The organism is Coleofasciculus sp. FACHB-542, from assembly GCF_014695825.1.
GTDB lineage: Bacteria > Cyanobacteriota > Cyanobacteriia > Cyanobacteriales > FACHB-T130 > FACHB-T130.
Map to the genome: position 1 here is coordinate 157930 of NZ_JACJPB010000019.1, position 21144 is coordinate 179073.

Below are 21144 nucleotides of genomic sequence, written 5' to 3' on the forward strand. Positions count from 1 at the left end.
GAGTCATTTGCTTTTACCAAGGATTGCCAATCATTGTAAAAGCAGACCAGTAATAAGGATGGGAGAGGACTTGATTTCCGATTCCTAGCAATTGGGGTGGCAAAGAGATATCCCCATTGCGAGTCCGTAACTTTCCTCCTTCCAGTCGCACTTGCCCCCTGAGCATCGCTAACTGAGATTGACGTAGCGCCTCTGCCTTAATCGGAGCTGTTTTTAGTTCCTCGTAGAATTCTGCCATTAGTCCTAGAGTTCCCTCATCGCTGACGTACCACAAACTTGCCAACGCCGATTTCACCCCTGCTTGCACCGCTAATCCCGCAAACCCCAACTCTGCCTGCTCGTTCCCCACTGCTGTGCGACAGGCACTCAGCACTAATAGCTCTACTGGTGGGTTGTCCCAACCCAGTTCCCGCCACTGATCGAGTCGCAACTTGGTGTCCCATAACTGAATATAGGAGTTGCTGGGAGAACCTGAATTAAACTCTCCGTGAGTTGCCAGGTGTACAATCTCAAACGGCTGTTGTTGACGCTGCGCCTTCAGATTCTTTAGCGTAAAATCTTCATTGAGAAAGGACTTGCCTTTCCACAGATAGGGCACGATTGCTGATAATTCCCTCGGTACTGCTGGTAAAGGATTTTTATCCGTAAATTTTGAGATGCCCATTGCCAAAACTTGAGCATTTTTCAAACTCTGATAGTGAGTATCGGTGAGGCTAAGGCTGGGCATCAAACCAACGCTGTAGCGCTCAAGGATAAACCCTTTACCATCGTGGAGGGCAGCGATGGGGATCGTGCGTAGACCCTCGTCCATGAGGAAGACAAGATTCTGAATATCGAGTCTTTGCAGATCTTTCTCTAGCGGTGCTAGCAGCCATTGATACATCTGCTGAGAGGATACTAGGTAGCCACGAGCGCTTTTAACGTTGGTCACTTGCGTCTGGAATTGGTTAGCAAGTTTGAGAACTTTTTGGCGGGTTGCGCCTGTGAGTCGTTTCCGAATCGGTTGTCTATCTGCCGTCACTAGTACGAGTTCCAGCTGATCTTGATAATTTTCCGTTTTTTGCGGTTCTAGGCTGTCAGGATTAATGGAATGATCAATTGAGGAAGATGGGCTTTTTGCCTCATTTGCTACCGCAGTTGTGGGAGTAAAAACAGCGTAAATGAGTGCCGCTTTGATACCGCTAGATGCTTCAATGCTTTGCAGGGTACTACGGGCATCGGAAAGGCTCCTTGTGGGGGTATCGCTTACGCCTAGATATTGTTCATATTCCTGGGTGAAGGGTTCGTCAATTTGAGCCAACGCAGAATCAACTTCAACCAAGGACTGACTGGTATTGGCCGGAGGGGAAAGCGAAGTAGTCTCCTGCGGTTGTGATGCTTCTTGCTGTGGGATTTCGACGGGCAGTGAGGGGGTTTGAGCAGGGATAAAATCGGGAGTAGGGCTGAAGGTGATGATTTTAATGTTGCCCTGGATGTAAGTGTCCGGCGGTACGGGTACTGAAAAGATTGTGGCAATCGTATTAGTTGCCCCACTGGTTATCGATCCAGCTGTCCCGTTGATGGTGGCATTCCCAACGACGAAGGGAGTGGTCGTGCTGCCACTGTGACGGATGGTGATGTCACCGCCGTTGGTTCCACCAGCGGTCGAAATACTGGAATTTAGGCTATTGCGGTCTGTAAACGTGCCTGTAGCCCGAAAGAATTTACCAGCAGTGATATTAACAGTTCCGCCAGTGCCACTTCCCAGACTTTGGGCATTGATGGTACGGGTAGTAATGTTGCCGTTGTTAGCAGTTAAGGCGATCGCTCCCCCATTCCCACTCTGCGAGTAAGAAGACAACTTTTCGGTATCGATCGATCCCGTAGTGCTGTTGAGCGCGATCGCTCCCCCATTCCCACTCTGCGAGTAAGATTCTAGATTGCCGGTGGTGATGTCCCCGGTGGCAGAAAAGGTTATGGCACCCCCCGTAAAGGTTGTCGAGGCGTTAATGACCGATCCAGTGCTGATGCCTCCCGTTCCTGATATCAGCGTGATGTCGCCGCCTTTGCCAAAACCACTATAAGATCTTGCATTCAAATTGCTGGTGGTAATGTCGCCCTTGGCAGAAAAGTTGAGCGCCCCTGCATCGCCATACTGAGAGTCAGAATACACCTCTAAAAGTGAAATTTTTCCAGTATTACTCGTGAGGGTGATGCCACCCCCCGTGCCGAAACCATAAGTGCCAGAATCTAAAGTGCCAGTCGTGATGTCACCGCTGGTAGAAACAGCGATCGCTCCTCCATCGTTATCAACTGACCAAGATTCCACGTTACCTATCGTAATATTGCCATTGGCTTCGAGGGTGACAAATCCCCCGTAGGCTTCAGAGGAGGTTGTATCTAAAAACCCGGTATTAATGGCTCCCTGGTCACTGTAGATAGAGATATCACCCCCATCGTTATCAACTGACCAAGATTCCACGTTACCTGTCGTAATATTGCCACTGGCTTCAAGGGTGACAAATCCCCCGTAGCCTTCAGAGGAAGTTGTATCTAAAAACCCGGTATTAATGGCTCCCTGGTTACTGTAGATAGAGAGATCACCACCATCACCCTTCACTGACCAAGATTCCACCTTACTGGTGGTAATGTTGCCATTGGCTTCAAGGTCAATTGCGCCCCCAAAACCTTCTAAGGAAGTTGCATCTAACGCCCCAGTTTGGATAGTTCCCTGGTCACTGTAAAGATAAATATCACCAGCATCCCCACTGTTTGAGAAAGCGTTCAAGTCAGCGGTAGTAATGTTGCCTTTTGCATCAAATGCGATCGCGCCCCCATCACCACCCTTTGAATTTGATCGTACTTGTTGGGTGTCGATCGTTCCTGTATAGCTTGTCAGAGAAATTTTTCCCCCATTGCCATACCCATTTGAAAAAGCATGAATGTAGCTGGTGTTAATGTTGCTACCAGCGGTAAGGGTGATGTTTCCCGTAATGCCTGCACTCAGACCATAAGATCCTGTGTTGAGGATACCAGTGGTAATGTTGCCCTGAGGGGCAAATAAGTTAATCGAACCCGCATCATTAGTCTGGGAGTAGGAGAATAAGTCTCCACTTGTGATGCTTCCCCCACTGCTAATAACGGTGATGTCACCCCCAATCCCAGAATCATAGGAGCGAGAATCTAGACTGCCCGTGGTAATGTTTCCATTGGCAAACAGGGCAATCTCTCCAGAAAAACCATAATCTGACCAAGATTGCAAGGTTTTTGTTGTAATTTCTCCAAAAGCCATCAGCGCGATCGCACCGCCATTGCCGTCAAAAGTGGTTGCGTCTAAGATGCCAGTATTAATGCTTCCTGCTTTGCTAGAGAGGACAATATCCCCGCCATCGTCTTCAACTGACCAAGATTTCAAATCACCAGTGGTAATATTGCCGAAAGCATTCAAGGCGATCGCGCCGCCGTTATCGCTATAAGCGCTAGTATCAAGCTTGCCTGAACTAGTATTGATACTGCCGAGGAAGCTGGTTAGCGTAATCTGACGACCGGAATTGATGATATTGCCAGTCGTGATATTTTGGTTGGCTAACAGGGTAAGCGTCGCGTTATCATCTCCGGCGAGAGTATAACCTGTCGTGGTTATAGAACCAGAACCTACGGGCGATCGCACGGTGACTGGATCGAAGAAGGTGGTGTTGCCAGCCAAAGTGATTGCACCGCTGCTATCTGCCCGTCCGATGATGATTTGAGAAAACCCATTTTCTAAAAAATTGAGTTCGCTGGTGTTGAGATTTAAGCGGTTGTCGTTGACTGTCCCGCCAATGGTAATACCCAAACTGGAAGTCAGAGGCTGCAATTGAAGCGTACCGCTGCCCTTAATTTGCGGGGTGCCAGGATTCGTGGAGTCAATAAAATTAATTTCATTAGCGGTAAGAGTGATATTACCGCTACCCCCAATTCCAGTCGGATTAATGCTGCTGTCTTGTAAGAGAATGCCTGCTGCATCAATCGCACCAGTGCCATTGAGGGTAATCGCCCCTGTCCCAACAGATTCCACGACGCTTTCAGAGACAATAATAATCTCGTAGCTGTCGCTGCCCGTTCCCTTGACAGTGCCAGACAGATTAATATTTCCAGCTTGCGATCGCACTCTGCCGCTTCCATAAACAGCCGTTCCATCCTGACTTCCCGCCCCAGTGCCGCTGGTGCCTGTCAGGGTAAGATTCCCGCTATTGGATTGCACGATGCTGCCAATCGTGCCAATCGAAATGCCGTCATTGTTGAAACCCTTTCCGTTACTGGTACCGATTAGGGTAACGTTCCCCGCCCCAGTGGATGCTACATTGCTACCTGTAGAGACCTGAATTCCATGATTGGCAGCACCAGTTCCGTTACCAGTACCCTGAATATTAATATTTCCATCCACGGAACTCACTTTAGAGTTTTGGATGATTTCTATGCCGTCATTTGCATTTGTTCCACTTCCAGGCAAACCCGTTAGGGTAATCGTTCCGGTTCCGGTTGATTGCACTGCACTGTTGTTTTGAAGCGAAATCCCGTTGTTGGTAGTACCAGTAACACTAAGAAATCCTGTGCCCGTCAGGTTAATATTGCCGCCTTGGACATTAATAATGCTGTTGTTGAGCAGAATGCCATTGGTGTAGGTGGCATTTCCTCGACCAACTCCTGTAAGATTGCCGCCGTTTGTACTAATCGTGGCATTGGTGAGGGCGATCGCGCCGCTACCGTTGGTGTCATTATCAGCAAAAAGATTGACATTCAGCTTGCCGCTACTGGAAGCGATCGCTCCATTCAGAATAATGTTGTTGTTAGCTTGTAGAGTAAGCGCGGCATCTCCCCCAGATGTCTTGCTAATAAAAGCATTGCTATTTTGAGTAATATTCCCGGCACCTGGAGAACCAGAAGCAGTTGCCGTGTCGAGGATGACGCTAGTGCCAGTATTCAGGGCAGCATTAATATTGGCAACATCCACCGTATTCGTGCCAATCGCACCGCCGCCACTATTCACAATCGTGATATCGGTCGGGTCAATCAGCCAAGTACCACCGATTCCCTGAGGCGCACTTGCATCCGGCGTACTGACGAGATTGAGAAACTGTTTGCTAGAAGTTTCAATCAATCCACCATTTCCAGAATAAATGCCTCCCCGTGCCGTTAGTGTCCCGTAAATGCTAGCTGTATCATCTGCAAAAACAATGACTTTTCCACCATTGCCATATTGCAGTGCGTCGGCAGAAATCACCGAGTCGCTGCTAACCAATGTTTGTAAGGCATTTGGCACTTTGCCTTGACCCTGATAATCACCGCCAATTAGTACCGCACCGCCGCCATTGGTGCCCGAAGCGTTGATATTGCCACTAATGACACTCGCTTGGTTGCCGAAGACATAGACGGTGCCGCCGGTTTGACCCGATACATTCAGAGTGCCGGAAGCAATGGCAGTACCTGGTTGTGTGCCAATTTCAGCACCAGAAGCGGTCAACCGTACCGTGCCATCGCTATTGACGGTTAATCCCGTGGCATTCGCAAGCTTTCCGCCCGTTAGCAGCGCAGGGAGGGAAAGGGGAGTAAAGGGTAGCGCGGCTGTATTCGAGGTAGGTAGCGGTTGAATTTCTAAACTTAGTGGACTGCCGGGTAGACTCAGCCGCACTAATTTCTCACCCGGTATACCGACTACAGCAATTTGCCCCCCAGTTGCCGTCATCTGCCCCGTAGTAACTGCCGTGCCACCTAACAGGGTTAAATTCCCCGATACTGCCAAATTCCCCGCATTGATAATGCTTCCTGGTTGAGGAGTGTTAAAAATAAACTGGTTGGGCGTTCCGACCAATGTAGCGTAGTCATTCGCACCAATTGCATTAAACCAATTACTGCCAAGACCGATACCTGTGGCAGTGGTGACGGTAAATGAAGCAGGAACATTTAGGCTGGCATGAGAACCGAAAATAATCCCCGCTGGATTCATCAAGAACAGGTTAGAGTTTCCTCCCGTAACTTGGATTAATCCATCGATATAAGAAGCATTTCCACCTGTAACGCGCCCTAAGATATTTTGAATATTAGGGTTAGCAAGAAAGTTCGCAATTTCCCCAGAATTTAACCCTAGCTGCTCAAAGCTATGAAAAAGATTTGCCTGATCTTTTGAAAGCGTGCCGCCGCTAATGTTAAGACGATTCCCATCTGGAGTAACAATTGTGCCGGTGCCGTCAGCCGCTGGGGTAATCGGCTGTGCTTGTACTGGTTGAAGCGAGTTAGCGATCGCTGTTAGTGAAAACACTACCAGTAACAGCCTTATATTTCTAACGGCTGACATAGTTATGCACTTACCCTGTTGTCAATATCCCTAAAGTAACATTGACAGATTCAACGTGTTAGGAATGCTTTTATTTGTTTTAGCTCCTAAGAGCGATCGCCATCTGTAAATAAATAAAATTGTCTGGCTTCCAGACGGCTCAATATTGGGAAGCCAAACAATTTTGTATCTTCTCTATTCTATTGATTGTGCTGATTATGCGATCGCGGGTTTGAGTCCCCGCTCGCCTATCAACAATTTTTAACGGAAGTTGCCTGGATTCAGTCGAGGATTGGCTCGATTCGAGCGCATAGGCACTCCGCCTTTCAACTGGGTGCCGGTGCCACCATCAGCTCGATCTAAGAAAGGTCGCAAGTTAACGCTTTGTGACCTACGGCTGGAGCGATTTGTGCTGCCGCCGAGGGAAGATAAGCCCAAGTTTAATAGATCGTTGAGCATTTGAGCATCCCGACCCCCAACAAAGGTATTGACGCCCTCTGTCACCTGTCCGCTGTCAGCAATGCTGATATTTTGGAAAACGCGATCGCGGATTAACTGCGGATTTTCACCGGGAGGTACAGTCAGGACAATCCGACAGTCTGGATTTTTCTGAGTCGTGATGCAAACAACGTTGTAGTTATTTTCCACCGATGCCCGCATTTCCTGAAGACCATCGGGTCGATAAGATTCTAATCTGCGACTAATTTCGTTACAGCGTCTCTCCGCAGTCCAACCACCGCCTAAAGGAGTGGGAGTTGCCCAAGCATAAGCTTGATCGGGTTGACTTTTCGGGTGATACATCACCATATACTGACTGTTCGTTAGCTGGCAGGTAAACCGTGGCTTGTTAGCAGTTGTACTATTCTCTGATTCCGTTCCTGAGCTAGTGGTGCTATCTGGACTCCCATCGGTGTCTACCACAACATCCCCATCCGAGGTCTGAGTATTCTCATTTTCGACACCCGGTAGTTGCGCTTGCTGAATAGAACCTGCAAAGGCGATACCGCTATTCAGTAGCATTGCTACACCAGCAGATAAAGCCACACTTTTGACAACTAAGGACTTTGTCTCAGACGCGAACCTAGACAGATAAGGTGACATATCAACAATCCTCCTGTATATTTTTTGGCTATCGTTAGCATCATTTGAATTAAATGAGCTAATTTCATAAATCTTTATAAATTGGTCTCCGTAGCGTATACTACGAAAGCACGACTAGAATCCCCGGTTCCCTAGTAGGAATAAGGGTAAGAAGTCAGGAAAATAGCTCGTATTTTTTGAAAATTGTCAATCAGTGGGTACAGTTTCTCGTGTATCTAATGTTGCACAACATATCCCCCTAGATGCCATAGTGACGGGAAAACCGAAGCAAAGTTCCCGCAGAACCCTTAAATCATTAAAAAGGAGAAAACAATGTTGTTGGAGGCACAAAAGCCGCTGACAGTTCCCAGACATTTCCTGGAACCGCCTGCGTCCCTAAGCCCAACGCTACTCATGTTTCTAGCCGCCGTAGCGATGGTTGTGCTATCAAACTTTGGTTATTGGCTCTGGGAGTGGCCTCACTGGTGTTGCTTTATCACAAACACGATCGCCTTGCACATTTGTGGAACGGTGATTCATGATGCTTGTCATAATTCTGCCCATCGTAACCGAGTCATCAACGCCATCCTGGGACATGGCAGTGCGCTGATGTTAGTCTTTGCCTTCCCAGTATTTACTAGGGTTCATTTGCAGCATCATGCCCATGTCAATGACCCGGAAAACGATCCAGATCATTACGTTTCTACTGGCGGACCCCTGTGGTTAATTCCGGTGCGATTTTTATACCACGAAGTATTTTTCTTTAAACGTCAGCTGTGGCGAAAATACGAACTTTTGGAATGGTTCTTAAGCCGTTTGTTTGTCGGGACGATTTTCTATATTTCAATTCAGTACCACTTCTTAGGCTACATTCTCAATTTTTGGTTTATCCCTTCTGCCCTGGTAGGATTGGCGCTGGGATTGTTTTTTGATTATTTGCCGCATCGCCCTCATCAAGAACGCGATCGCTGGAAGAATGCCAGAGTTTACCCCAACCCCATCCTCAATTTGCTGATCATGGGGCAAAATTACCACCTCATTCATCATTTGTGGCCTTCCATCCCCTGGTATCACTACCAGAATGCTTATTACGCCACCAAGCCCCTCTTAGATGAAAAAGGCTGTTATCAAACTCTGGGAATCTGGCAAGGAAAAAATTTCTGGAGCTTTTTATATGACGTTTTTTTAGGCATCCATTTTCACAACAAATCACCTAAAAACCTAGAAAATAGCTAATAAATGTCATTAGTGATTCGTCAATGACTAGGGACGAATCACTAATGACAAAAACCTCAGCGATGAAACGACTGAATCGTTGACTGCGAGGATAAGCTAACCTGAGACAAACTCCAATCCGGTCTTAGGCTTTTAGCTCCCCGCAGATAAGGATGGTAAATCGGTGGGTGGGAAGCTGGCAAATTGACGTGAATTAAGAAGCGGATGCAACGCTCCAGCCCTCCCTCCACGTGCATTTGCTGGACATCGAGCAGAGGAACATTGTCCCAGTGGGGACGAGAGCGAGCGATCGCAGCGGGAAAGATCGCATCCAGATCCCGCGTCACCGAGAACGTGGCACTAATAATTAGATCGGGATGTAGTTGATTGTGTACTTCTAATTCATCGAGTAGTTCCGCTACCACTTCTCGAATTGCCTCAGCCGTGTTTTGTGAGGCAGTTGTTGCCCCGCGAATCGCTCGAACTCGCCACTCCACGCAAGCATCCTCCATTTTATAATTGAGATTTTGAATTTTAGATTTTGGATTTCAGAATCATCTAAATCATCTATAATCTAAAATCTAAACTTCATACTAGGGTCGGTAAAGCCACAACGGCTGACCACTGGTAGAAAGTTCAAATTCTAACCAGTCTATCCCAGCTGATAGACTAGATGCCCCCTGAACTCTGCTTGATACCACACGATTCCAGAAAGGTTTGCGTTCTTCCAGGGTGTAACACTTCGTTTTTTCGGGATCGAGACCGACCAGTTCCGCAGCCCAACGGCGGGCATCTTCCTCAGTGCCGAGCCGGTCAACAACCCCCAGTTCTAACGCTTGTTGACCTGTGAAAATGCGACCATCGGCAAAACTTTTAACGGTTTCGGTTGTCAGCTTCCGAGCCTCAGCAACCGTTTGCACAAATTGCTGGTAACTGATGTCAATCAGGTCTTGGAGAATATTCTTTTCCGGCTCAGTGAGTTCCCGGTCAAAAGCCAGAATATCTTTATAAGGACCGGATTTGATCACCTTGAAAGAAACGCCAATCTTTTCTAGCAAGCGCTCCAGGTTGTTTCCCCGGAGAATTACACCGATACTGCCGGTAATTGTGCCTGGGTTGGAAACAATGTGTTCGGCTCCCATCCCGATGTAGACTCCTCCAGATGCGGAGATATTGCCAAAGCTGGCAACAATTTTCACCTTTTTTTGCAGGCGAGTCAGGGCTTCATAGATTTCTTGAGAATCCCCGACCGTACCACCAGGACTATCAATGCGTAGCAGTAATGCTGGAAACTTTCGTTCTTCAACCGTTTTCAGGCTTTCTAGAACTTGTTTTCGGGTAGTACTGCCAATCGCACCAGTCACTTCAATCCGAGCAATTTGTTTACGAAACTTAGGCTGAAAAGGCCAGATCATGAGCAGGCAAGCGATGAATCGTGAATGAATGAGCGAATTAGAGAAGGAAGCAAATCCTGCAAAACAGTAAATGTTTCCCTAGTAATGCTGGCTCTTTCTCTAGTTTGCACGATCTGCATCGGTTTCGTTGGCTTGCGGGTGAAGCCTGAAAGCTTATCAGAAAGAAGGTTTTCCCTAGCTCCCCGAATTTAACAGGTACTTACAAGTAAAAACTTACCCTTTTGTCGGCATCCCAACAATTTGCCAAAGCGCCTTAACAGAACTACATATTAAGTACAATTAAGTAAATAAACGCGCAACCAGCCAGCAAAAGAGCAAGAAACTGGAAAAATTTTTGATAAATCCGGTTGCGACTTCTGGAAGGGCAGCTCGTGATGACCTGCTTCAAGAGTGCTGATTTGGCTCTGTTATGTACGCCCACAAAGAACTTTTATGCAGCTAAAACTCACAGAATCCAAAATTCCGTTGGCACCCTTGCTGCTGATTGCCCCCTTTTTCTTGTGGGGAACGGCGATGGTGGCAATGAAGGGTGTTATCCCAAACACGACGCCCCTGTTTATGGCTGGTGTCCGGTTGGTGCCTGCTGGGGTACTGGTATTAGTTGCTGCCTTTTTGATGGGCAAACCTCAACCGAAAGGCGTTCGGGCGTGGCTGTGGATTAGCTTGTTTGCCTTGGTTGACGGCGCTTTGTTTCAAGGCTTTTTAGCCTTTGGATTAGTGCGAACGGGTGCCGGGTTGGGTTCGGTGATGATAGACTCTCAACCCCTAGCAGTGGCTTTGCTGTCCTGTTGGTTGTTTGGAGAAACCATCGGGCTGTGGGGCTGGCTGGGGTTGGCATTGGGAGTGCTGGGGATTAGTTTGATTGGCTTGCCGGATGATTGGATTATCAATCTTTTCCACGGCAACGCGATCGCTGGCTCGTTTAGCTTCACGCACTTGTTTGAGAGCGGGGAATGGCTGATGCTGCTGGCGGCGCTGTCGATGGCTGTCGGAACAGTGCTGATTCGTTTCGTTTGCCAGTATGCCGATCCGGTGGTGGCGACTGGCTGGCACATGATTTTGGGCGGATTGCCTTTGTTTGCACTCTCCCAAGTGTGGGAATCTGACCAGTGGGTGCATCTAAATACGTCTGGCTGGATAGCATTGAGCTACGCAGCCGTATTTGGGAGCGCGATCGCCTATGGTTTATTCTTCTACTTTGCCTCTAGCGGCAATCTTACCAGTCTTAGTTCCCTCACCTTTTTGACACCCGTGTTTGCTCTCGTGTTTGGCAATCTGCTTTTAGCTGAAGTTCTCAGCCCGCTTCAATGGCTGGGAGTGAGTCTAACCCTTGTCAGTATCTATCTAATTAATCAGCGCGAGAAGATAGCCGAACAGGTACGATTGCAAAGCCTTCGCTTCGGGCAACCCTCTACATCAGTTGAAACCAGGGTGACACAAGAAGAAAGCAAAACCGAGCAAATTTCTCTCTTAGAGCCATCCGAGCCATTACCCTATCAATCACTGCCAATACAAGCGAAAGAATCCGAAACCGAGATTTGGCAAAATCGGTAGAAATGAATAGGATGACAGACAAGTTAGCCGCTAAGATTTGAGAGCGAGTTGAAACTTTCTGTTATGATCAGCCCAATATTCACACTTGCTCCCAGAGCCGCTCGCCCAAAACATAGGGATGAATTGCTCGCTAACTATTTAGAACGAATAACTTCATGCTGGTACTAGAAGCTAAGCAGAAAATTATCAGCAAAGGATCTTGTCTGGTTGTATTCACTTAGACAGGTTTCCCCAAAACTATGTTCTACCGCTCCACATGGCTTCTAGTTACCTGGATTATCTGTCTGGGCTTTATCCCCAGGTCGGGTCAGAATTCCATAGGATTGCCGTCAGCGATCGCTACTTCCCCCCCCAGTTTACCCGTCTCCCTAGAACTGGCTCAGGCGAGTTCCCCAAACCCTAAAAACGATTTGCCTATCCTCCAAGTAGGCTCTCAAGGCTTTGAAGTCGCAGAACTGCAAAAGTCACTAAAGCGTTTGGGACACTACAATGGGCCAGTAGATGGCGTTTATGGGCGAACGACAGCAGTTGCTATCTCTAAATTTCAAACATCTGTCGGGTTAACGCCTGACGGAGTTGCTGGTTCCACGACTCAAGAGCGGCTTCAGGCAGCCGAAGCCGCAAAATCTTCACCGGCTCCCACCCCAAAACCTAAGGCGGCTAAACCGAGTTCTGAAGGGAATCGCCTCTGGTGGTTATTAGGTCTAGCAGCAGCATCAGCTGGGGTCGGATTAGGAGTTTACTTCTTGCTGAAATGGTTAGGCAACCTCAACAGAGAGGAACAGCCGGAGTCTGGAGCCGAGGAATCGGATGAAAGCCGCTATGAAGACCCTAAAGATGCCAATCATCCCGCAGATATCCATTCTCGCCCGATAGAAAATGACAATGGCAATAACGGCTATCATGCCTCTGCTTTGACCCTTTCAGAAACAAGCAATTTAGAAAAAAGCAATTTAGACGGGAGAACAACCGCACAAAAGCCAACAGAAGCGGTTAGCGAAGCGAAGCCGTTAGCACGGCTGCGAAGCAACGAGGCAAAAGCGATAGGAGAAACCACTCGCCTCCCCAAAATTGATATTGTTAATGAATTAATTAAAGATTTACAGGGAGCCGATCCGACAAAACGACGCAAGGCGATCTGGGAACTGGCACAATGCGGCGACTCCAGAGCAATTCAGCCCTTGGTGGATTTGATGATCGACTCGGATTCTCAGCAGCGCGGCTTAATCTTAGAGGCGCTGTCGCAAATTGGCACCCGCACCCTCAAACCGATGAACCGGGCACTCGCGATCTCGTTGCAAGATGAAAACCCTGATGTCCGCAAAAATGCAATTCGGGATTTGACGAGAATTTATGACACGATCGGTCAAGTCAGCAATTTATTGCGTCACGCTGCTGAAGATCGGGATTCGGAGGTTCAGGAAACAGCGCGGTGGGCGATAGGGCAGTTAAATCGGCTTCGCTTGAATCCTGGCACGGATAATAATTTGCCCGCTTTGCCAAATTCCCAAAATTCTTCTAATCATCCGTCAGAGGAATCAGAAAACCGCTAAATCAGCGTCTTTACAAGAGTTTGAATTTATTGTTTATCGTTGTAGAGTCCAAAAGTTGTCCATCTTGCATCGTCCATTGAAACTGTTGTTGCTCTCAACCTCGGTGGGCGCTCTCGGCACGGGGTTGGGGGGTGGCGTAGAACTAACCCTGCTCAACGTTGCCCAAGAGATGCTCCGGCGCGGACATACCCTCAAAATTGTGGCTCCCCAAGGCTCTGTGCTGGGAGATATTCCAATTGTCGAAATTGCTGGAGAACTCCAGACAACGGCTCAGACGCAAGGACGGAGTGCCCCGATTGTCATGCCGGAGAATTCTGTGCTGGGCAATATGTGGGATTATGCGCGGCAAGTCCAAGCTGACTACGATCTGATTTTCAACATTGCCTATGATTGGCTACCGTTCTATCTAACGCCATTTTTTAATCGAGCGATCGCTCATTTCGTAAGTATGGGTTCTCTCTCGGCAGCGATGGATCGCATTGTGGAACAGATTGCCGGTCAGTTTCCCGGTACGGTTGGCGTCTACACATTGACACAGGCAGAAACGTTTCCCAGTCCGTCGCACTATCGGATTCTCGGAAGTGGTCTAGATTTATCGCTTTATCAATTTTGCTCAGAACCTTCCTCCGCCTTGGCTTGGGTAGGTCGGATTGCACCAGAAAAAGGTCTAGAGGATGCCGTTGCCGCTGCCAAAATTACCGGCATTCCCCTAAAAATTCTTGGCAAAATGCAAGACGATGCATATTGGAAGCAGATTTGTCAAGATTATCCCGATGCTCCTGTAGAATATGCAGGATTTTTCTCCACATCCGAACTGCAACAGCATTTAGGCAACTGTCGGGCGTTGTTGATGACACCTCGCTGGGTGGAAGCGTTTGGCAATGTGGTGATTGAGGCGCTTGCGTGTGGAGTGCCGGTGATTTCTTATTCCAGAGGTGGCCCGACTGAAATTATTCAGGATGGGAAGACGGGCTTTTTGGTGGAGCCGGATAGCGTGGCGGGGTTGGTCGAGGCCATCGGACGCATCGATCAACTTGACCGCTATACTTGCCGCCAACAAGCCGAAGCGGAATATTCCCTGGAAGCACTGGGCGATCGCATGGAAGAATGGTTTCGGGATATCTTGCAAAATTAAAACTTAAACCAGAAGAATTTTGGATTTTTCCGCGTACCAACTACCCCCGCCTTTACAAACTAGCGACTTGCTGCGAGTCATTGCTCCCAGTGGTGCCTTGCGAGAACAGGAAGCGTTCCACAAAGGTGTGGAAATATGGCGATCGCGCGGCTACCGAGTCGAAATTAGCAGCGGCGTAGAGGAACGGTGGGGCTACCTTGCTGGTCGCGATGACAGCCGCCGCCAACACCTCGCAGACGCTTGGAAAAACCCTGAATGTAAAGGCCTTCTCTGTGCCAGAGGCGGTTATGGTAGCGCCCGCTTACTAGAAGATTGGTCTTGGCAGGGTGCGGAACAGAAAAAGAAAATCGGAGATTTTTTACGCAGCACTCCCAAATGGCTGATCGGCTTTTCTGATGCCACTGGCTTGCTGTGGAGCCTCGGTAAAGTTGGCATTGCAGGGGTTCATGGCCCGTTGCTAACTACCCTTGCCGCAGAGCCAGAGTGGTCGATTCAGCGGCTGTTCGATTGCGTAGAAGGTCGCCCCCTAGAACCCTTAAAAGGAGTCGGCTGGGGCGGCGGTAAGGTCAGCGGCATCTTAATACCGGGTAATCTGACTGTAGCCACGCATTTTCTGAACACGCCCGTACAGCCCCAGCTAGCGGGCGTCATTCTCGCCTTGGAAGATGTGACTGAGGCTCCCTACCGCATTGACCGAATGTTAACGCAGTGGCGGATGACAGGGGCTTTTCGGGAAGTCAAAGGGATTGCGTTGGGGCGCTTTAGCCGCTGCGAAGCTCCGCCGAACATTTCTAGCTTGACGGTGGAAGAAGTATTGCGCGATCGCTTGGGGAATCTTGGCATTCCCATTGTCTCCGATCTCCCCTTTGGTCACGATGGTCCTAATGCAGCTTTACCCTTGGGAATCCCCGCTCAGTTAGATGCAGATCGCGGCAGTTTGAGTTTTTCCTCTACCGAGCAATAATACTTAGGTGCTTCTAGATTGCATCAGTTGAACAGGCATTTCAAACCGGCTTTACAAGTTTGAGGTGCCTGGACTCTGGGAACTATGGATGGATATCATCTGTCCAAACAGAAGGAAGCAGTTCTTGTTTATAGGAAAACGGGTCTACCATGATGGGTCGTAAGTTTATTAATAGGGTTGCGGCAAGTGTCGCGATCGCCGGGATGATGTTTACGGGGATCTCCGATATCGCTGGAGCAGCAACCGCACTAAAAAATGGTGAAAACGTTAACGGGTTCATCCGTACTAACTCTCCCACCTTCACCTTTAAAAACCAATCTCTAAGGGGTACCCCTGTCCAGAAAGCCTATGGTGAGGAATTCCTGATTAATGCTAAGCAAGGTGATGCAATCGTTGCCGCTGTTGATGTAGAAGACGGTAGTACTCTTTTGCCTATTCTAGTTCTAGTTTCCTCACAGAGTGGGGCGCAGGTTGCCTACGATGACCGATCGGGTTTGGTGAGGTATCGTGTGCCAACGACTGGAGAATATAAACTTCGCGTGTTGGGTAAGAACAACACTAGGGGGAGATACACGCTTTCAATTTCTGGGATTAGCCAGACAACAACTTCCCAAAATCCACCGGCTCAAACTCCCGCGGGTCAAAAAGATGCGCGACAAAAATTTCTAGAAGATGAATATGGATTGAGAGTCCTAGAAAATTGTCCGGCGGTAAGGAGTAATGTTGTTGTTGTCACCTTCCCCGAATACGGTCAAAACTATACCTACTGCGCTAATCCTAACCGCAATATCAAGGCAGGCGAATATCGTTACGACGTTAGCAGCAATGATATCAAGCCAGGGGGTGCTGTTACCCAAAATCCACCGGCTCAAACCCCAGCTCAAAATGACCCCCGGAAACAAGCTCTGCTCAATGAGTATGGGTTGAGGGTTCTGGATACCTGTCCAGAAGTAAAAACTTCTTTGGTTGTTGTCACGTTTACCGAATACGGTCAAACGTACAATTACTGCGCCAATCCTAACCGCCTTGTCAAAGCAGGAGCGTACACCTTTGACATTAGCAGTGGTGACTTAAAGCCGAAAACAACGACTTCCCAAAATCCGACTCAACCTACAGCTAACGATCAAAGAAGCCAACTGCTGCGAAATGAGTATGGCTTGACGGTTTTGGATAGTTGTCCTCCGGCAAAGAATTCTTTGGTGGTCGTGAACTTTACCGAAGCGGGTCAAACCTACACTTACTGCGCCAATCCCAACCGCGTTTTCAAGGCGGGGGAATACACCTATAACCCAACCACCCGCAACTTAGATACGGCTAAGAAACCGACGCGATGCACTGTTGAAATTAGTGGCATCTGCATTGTCAAATAACGTCAATAGGTAGTTAAAAAAGCACGCAACAGAAAAACCCGGTTGATTCAAGAAGCCGGGTTTTTCGCGTGTCAGAGAGTCACTCAGGCTCGCTGACTACTACTAGGGAAACGCACATTCCATGTCTCTAGGAGTTGATACCCTATCTAGAAGGGTTTAGCGTGGATTGCCTCTCTCATGGCGGGCAAACTCAAGAGAAGCGATCGCAAAACTAAACTTGGGGAATCCGACAATGATAAGCTAAACAAATGCCTTTAAATAAGTCTTTAGGTGAAGTGTAAATGACCGTTGCAACCCAAGTTCCGTATCTGCTGAGGGCAGCCCGTGGTGAAGTTTTAGACCGTCCGCCAGTGTGGATGATGCGGCAAGCGGGTAGATATATGAAAGCTTATCGAGATTTAAGAGATAAGTATCCTGCGTTTCGCGATCGCTCGGAAAAAGTAGAACTGGCAATCGAAATCTCCTTACAGCCGTTTCGCGCCTTTGAGCCAGATGGGGTAATTTTATTTTCTGATATTTTAACTCCGTTGCCGGGACTTGGCATTCCCTTTGATATCATCGAAAGCCGAGGACCAGTCATCGATCCGCCCATCCGCAGCCAAGAGCAAATTGATAAACTGCATCCTCTAGAACCTGGGGAATCGCTGCCTTTTATCGGGGAAATTTTGCAAACATTACGCCAAGAAGTCGGCAACAAAGCAACTGTCTTGGGTTTTGTGGGTGCCCCTTGGACGCTGGCAGCGTATGCGATTGAGGGCAAAAGCTCGAAAGACTACGCAATTATTAAAAGTATGGCTTTTTCAGAGCCAACGATGCTGCATCAATTTTTGGGTAAATTGGCAGATGCGATCGCAACTTACGTCCGCTACCAAATTGATAGCGGTGCCCAAGTCATTCAAATGTTCGATTCTTGGGCAGGACAACTGAGTCCGCAAGATTACGAGACATTTGCTCTACCGTATCAGCAGCGAGTTTTCAACCAGGTAAAACAGACGCATCCGGATACTCCCCTGATTCTCTACATCAATGGTAGTGCAGGCATTCTGGAGAGGATGGCACAATCCGGCGCGGATATCGTCAGCGTAGATTGGACGGTAGACATGGCAGAGGCAAGGACAAGACTTGGCTCAAACATCGGTGTACAGGGAAATATGGACCCCTGTGCCTTATTTGGCTCAAAAGAGTTCATCCGCGATCGCATTTATGACACGATCCGCAAAGCCGGAAACAAAGGTCATATCATGAATCTCGGTCATGGTGTTTTACCCAGTACCCCCGAAGAAAACGTAGCTTTCTTCTTTGAAACTGCCAAATCAGTCAAAAATCATTAGTCATTAGTCATTGAACTAAAGACGAATCATTCTTGACTAAGGACGAATGACCAACCCTTATGAACCCCAAGCGGATTTTGGTAACTGGTGCGAGTGGCTGCATTGGTCACTACATTAGCGAAAGCCTGATTCAAGAAACCGAACACGAGCTGTATCTGTTAGTCAGAAATCCAGACAAACTGCAAATTGACTACCAATCTCGACCGGGAATCACCGTTGTAAAAGCTGATTTGCGAGACATTGAACGAGTGGGAAATCTACTCAAGACAATCGATGTCGCGATCTTAGCTGCAACCGCTTGGGGCGGCTCCCAAGCGGTATTTGACGTGAATGTGATTAAAACCATCCGGTTGCTAAACTTGCTCGACCCCGCAGTTTGCGAACAAGTCATTTACTTTTCTACTGCTAGCATCCTCGGACGCGACAACGAATTATTGAAAGAAGCGGGAGAACTAGGGACAGACTACATCCGTTCTAAGTATGACTGTTTGCAGCGCTTATCGAAATTAGCGATCGCACCCCGCATCACTACCCTCTTTCCGACCTTGGTTCTCGGAGGAGATGCCAACAAACCCTACTCCCATCTTTCTTCAGGATTGCCAGGGGTGGCAAAGTTGATTGACCTGATTCGCTTTTTTAAAGCTGACGGCAGTTTCCACTATATGCACGGGCGAGATATTGCCCAAGTGGTACGATTCCTGATCGAACATCCTCCTGGCCCCTCGGAACCTCGACAGCTGGTTTTGGGTCAAGCACCCATAACGGTCAACGAAGCCGTAGAAGAAGTTTGTGCTTATTTAGACAAGAAAATTTATTTTCGCGTGCCCCTGTCTCCCTGGCTAGCTGATTTCTTCATCCTCTTGTTCCGAATTCAGATGGCACCTTGGGATCGGTTCTGCTTGCGCTACCGTCATTTTACCTACCAAGATCCCGTCAATCCTGCTACCCTGGGTCTGCCGAATTACTGTGCCACATTCAGCGATGTGCTGAAAATAAGCGGAGTTCAAAAAAGCAGCTGACAGCTAAGAACGAGTAGAAATTAGATTTAAAAGGTTGTTTTAACGCAAAGGTACGCAGAGGTTAGTGCAAAGGTACGCCAAGGAGGTTAGAGGCTGTCTTCAGAAGAATTTCTTAGACATATCAAGACCTCTTACTGATTTTCTACGTACCTTTACGTCACCCTTGGCGGACCTTTGCGTTAAAAAAGCTATCAGACTTAACCTAAGCTTGCCAGATTCAGCTAGGCTCGTGTGCTATGTATTAGCTAATAGCTGAAATTTAAAAAGGTGTGAGGTTTTAAATTCAATGAAAGTTTTATTAGTTTATCCCCTGTTTCCTAAAACTTTTTGGTCTTACGAAAAAATTCTGGAATTAGTCAATCGCAAGGTTTTATTGCCGCCGCTGGGTTTAGTCACCGTGGCGGCAATTTTGCCTCAAGAGTGGGAATTCAAGCTGGTCGATCGAAATATCCGCACCGTTACAGAACAAGAGTGGGAATGGGCAGATGTTGTCATTCTCTCGGCAATGATTGTTCAGAAAGAGGATTTACTAGATCAAATTAAAGAAGCCAAGCGGCGCGGCAAACTGGTGGCGTGTGGTGGCCCTTACCCAACTTCTGTTCCGGAGGAAGCTCAAAAAGCGGGTGTAGATTATCTGATTTTAGATGAAGGGGAAATCACCCTGCCGATGTTTGTTGAGGCAGTTCAGCGGGGCGAAAAACAGGGCATTTTCCGTTCTAATGGGGAAAAACCCGATGTGACGACAACCCCGGTTCCTCGTTTTGATTTGCTGGAGTTTGATGCTTACGACTCGATGTCGGTGCAGTTTTCCCGGGGTTGTCCTTTCCAGTGCGAATTTTGCGACATTATTGTTTTGTATGGTCGCAAACCCCGGACAAAAACACCGGAACAGCTATTAGCAGAGTTGGAGTATCTCTACCGATTAGGGTGGCGTCGTAGCGTTTTCATGGTGGATGATAACTTCATCGGCAATAAGCGCAACGTCAAGTTATTTCTCAAAGAGCTAAAAACCTGGCAAGCAGAACATCAATACCCCTTCCGCTTTAATACAGAAGCTTCGATTGATTTGGCGCAAGACCAAGAACTGATGGATCTGATGGTGGAGTGCTATTTTGATGCGGTGTTTCTGGGAATTGAAACGCCAGATGAAGAGAGTTTGTCACTAACGAAAAAGTTCCAAAATACGCGCAGTTCTCTGGGTGAAGCGGTGGAGGCAATTACGCGAACCGGATTGCGCCCAATGGCTGGGTTTATTATTGGCTTTGATGGGGAGAAAGCTGGCGCAGGCGATCGCATTGTCCGATTTGCCGAGCAAACTGCCATTCCCACCACTACCTTTGCCATGCTGCAAGCCTTACCCAATACAGCGCTGTGGCATCGATTAGACAAGGAGGGCCGCCTACGGGGTAAAGATGGCAATATCAATCAAACTACCTTGATGAACTTTGTCCCCACACGACCCCTGCAAGATATTGCCAGAGAATACGTTGAGGCTTTCTGGACACTATACGATGCCGAAAAGTTTTTGGATCGGACTTATCGCTGTTTCTTGATGCTGGGTGCGCCCAAATGCAAGGCTCCTGCTAAATTACCAAATTTAGTGGATCTGCGAGCGCTGCTGATTGTGATGTGGCGTCAGGGTGTCAAACGCACTACTCGCTGGAAGTTCTGGCACCACTTATTGAGCATCCTCAAACGCAATCCTGGTGTTTTTGAGCATTACATCGCAGTCTGCGCTCATAATGAGCATTTTCTAGAGTACCGCCAGATTGTGCGGGACGAAATTGACGCCCAGTTAGCTGAGTTTCAGGCAGAAGAAGCAAAACTGCAACAGATGGAAGATATCTCATCGGCATCTGTAAAAGAAAAAAATCCTGTCGGTGTATAAGACAGGGTTGTTTCGGGATTGCTAACAGAACAGGGGCTTTTGCGATCGCTCTGAAATGAAAAGGCTCGTTAACCGGCAGGAATCAAAATTACTGGTAGTGTCTGGGAGTAGGGAGGCAGAAAGTCCAGAGTCAGTAGGTGGATATCAGGTTCCCACTCCCCCCTAACCAACGGTTAACTACATTCGGCTACTGAGTTAGTTAGCATGGAATATCCATTCATCATTAGCGAAAACCTAGCGGCATATTGTATTCAGTCAATTTAATGACTCCTTCATGAGCGATCGCACGTCGAAAGTGATAGAACAATTTGCCCCTGCTACGAATCAC

13 protein-coding genes are annotated in these 21144 nt (G+C 48.0%); 9 read left to right on the forward strand and 4 right to left on the reverse strand.

Going from position 1 to position 21144, the window contains the following annotated elements; translation table 11 throughout:
• Positions 1–13: 13 nt before the first annotated feature.
• Together H6F52_RS05225 and H6F52_RS05230 are read right to left on the reverse strand one after the other, a co-directional pair.
• Entirely contained in the window at positions 14–6313 is a 6300-nt protein-coding gene (locus H6F52_RS05225; protein ID WP_242033855.1) for a CHAT domain-containing protein, read from the reverse strand.
• A gap of 240 nt (positions 6314–6553) precedes the next feature.
• Positions 6554–7393, reverse strand: a complete 840-nt coding sequence (locus tag H6F52_RS05230) for a COP23 domain-containing protein (RefSeq protein WP_199300392.1) — start codon at positions 7391–7393, stop codon at positions 6554–6556.
• Positions 7394–7705: 312 nt separating this feature from the next.
• Here H6F52_RS05230 and crtR point away from each other — a divergent pair, with 312 nt between their 5' ends.
• Positions 7706–8608 (forward strand): beta-carotene hydroxylase, encoded by a 903-nt coding sequence (gene crtR / locus H6F52_RS05235; RefSeq protein ID WP_190415660.1) that lies wholly within the window; start codon positions 7706–7708, stop codon positions 8606–8608.
• 56 nt (positions 8609–8664) lie between these two features.
• Here the strand turns inward: crtR and aroH are convergent, their stop codons facing one another.
• Both aroH and sppA read right to left on the reverse strand, forming a co-directional pair.
• Positions 8665–9084 carry a chorismate mutase gene (gene aroH / locus H6F52_RS05240; RefSeq protein ID WP_190415750.1) on the reverse strand — a complete coding sequence of 140 codons (420 nt, stop codon included), beginning with the start codon at positions 9082–9084 and terminating at the stop codon, positions 8665–8667.
• A 96-nt stretch (positions 9085–9180) separates the two neighbouring features.
• On the reverse strand, positions 9181–10002 hold the full coding sequence (gene sppA / locus H6F52_RS05245; RefSeq protein WP_190532503.1) for a signal peptide peptidase SppA: 822 nt from the start codon (positions 10000–10002) through the stop codon (positions 9181–9183).
• 432 nt (positions 10003–10434) lie between these two features.
• On the opposite strand from sppA, the gene H6F52_RS05250 reads away from it, so the two are divergent.
• From H6F52_RS05250 to H6F52_RS05285, 8 genes are all read left to right on the forward strand, one after another.
• Positions 10435–11556 carry a DMT family transporter gene (locus H6F52_RS05250; protein WP_190532506.1) on the forward strand — a complete coding sequence of 374 codons (1122 nt, stop codon included), beginning with the start codon at positions 10435–10437 and terminating at the stop codon, positions 11554–11556.
• A gap of 239 nt (positions 11557–11795) precedes the next feature.
• Positions 11796–13109 carry a HEAT repeat domain-containing protein gene (locus H6F52_RS25650; RefSeq protein WP_242033856.1) on the forward strand — a complete coding sequence of 438 codons (1314 nt, stop codon included), beginning with the start codon at positions 11796–11798 and terminating at the stop codon, positions 13107–13109.
• A gap of 61 nt (positions 13110–13170) precedes the next feature.
• Entirely contained in the window at positions 13171–14244 is a 1074-nt protein-coding gene (locus H6F52_RS05260; protein WP_190532558.1) for a glycosyltransferase, read from the forward strand.
• Between the two features lie 16 nt (positions 14245–14260).
• On the forward strand, positions 14261–15208 hold the full coding sequence (locus tag H6F52_RS05265) for an LD-carboxypeptidase (protein ID WP_190532561.1): 948 nt from the start codon (positions 14261–14263) through the stop codon (positions 15206–15208).
• 149 nt (positions 15209–15357) lie between these two features.
• Positions 15358–16578 carry a hypothetical protein gene (locus H6F52_RS05270; RefSeq protein WP_190440753.1) on the forward strand — a complete coding sequence of 407 codons (1221 nt, stop codon included), beginning with the start codon at positions 15358–15360 and terminating at the stop codon, positions 16576–16578.
• 281 nt (positions 16579–16859) lie between these two features.
• The gene (hemE, locus tag H6F52_RS05275) at positions 16860–17909 is read left to right on the forward strand and encodes a uroporphyrinogen decarboxylase (RefSeq protein WP_190411105.1); all 1050 of its coding nucleotides are present in this window, start codon (positions 16860–16862) and stop codon (positions 17907–17909) included.
• A gap of 59 nt (positions 17910–17968) precedes the next feature.
• Positions 17969–18928, forward strand: a complete 960-nt coding sequence (locus tag H6F52_RS05280) for an NAD(P)-dependent oxidoreductase (RefSeq protein ID WP_190532509.1) — start codon at positions 17969–17971, stop codon at positions 18926–18928.
• A 286-nt stretch (positions 18929–19214) separates the two neighbouring features.
• Positions 19215–20816, forward strand: coding sequence for a B12-binding domain-containing radical SAM protein (locus H6F52_RS05285; RefSeq protein WP_190532511.1), 1602 nt, complete (start codon positions 19215–19217; stop codon positions 20814–20816).
• Positions 20817–21144 lie beyond the last annotated feature (328 nt).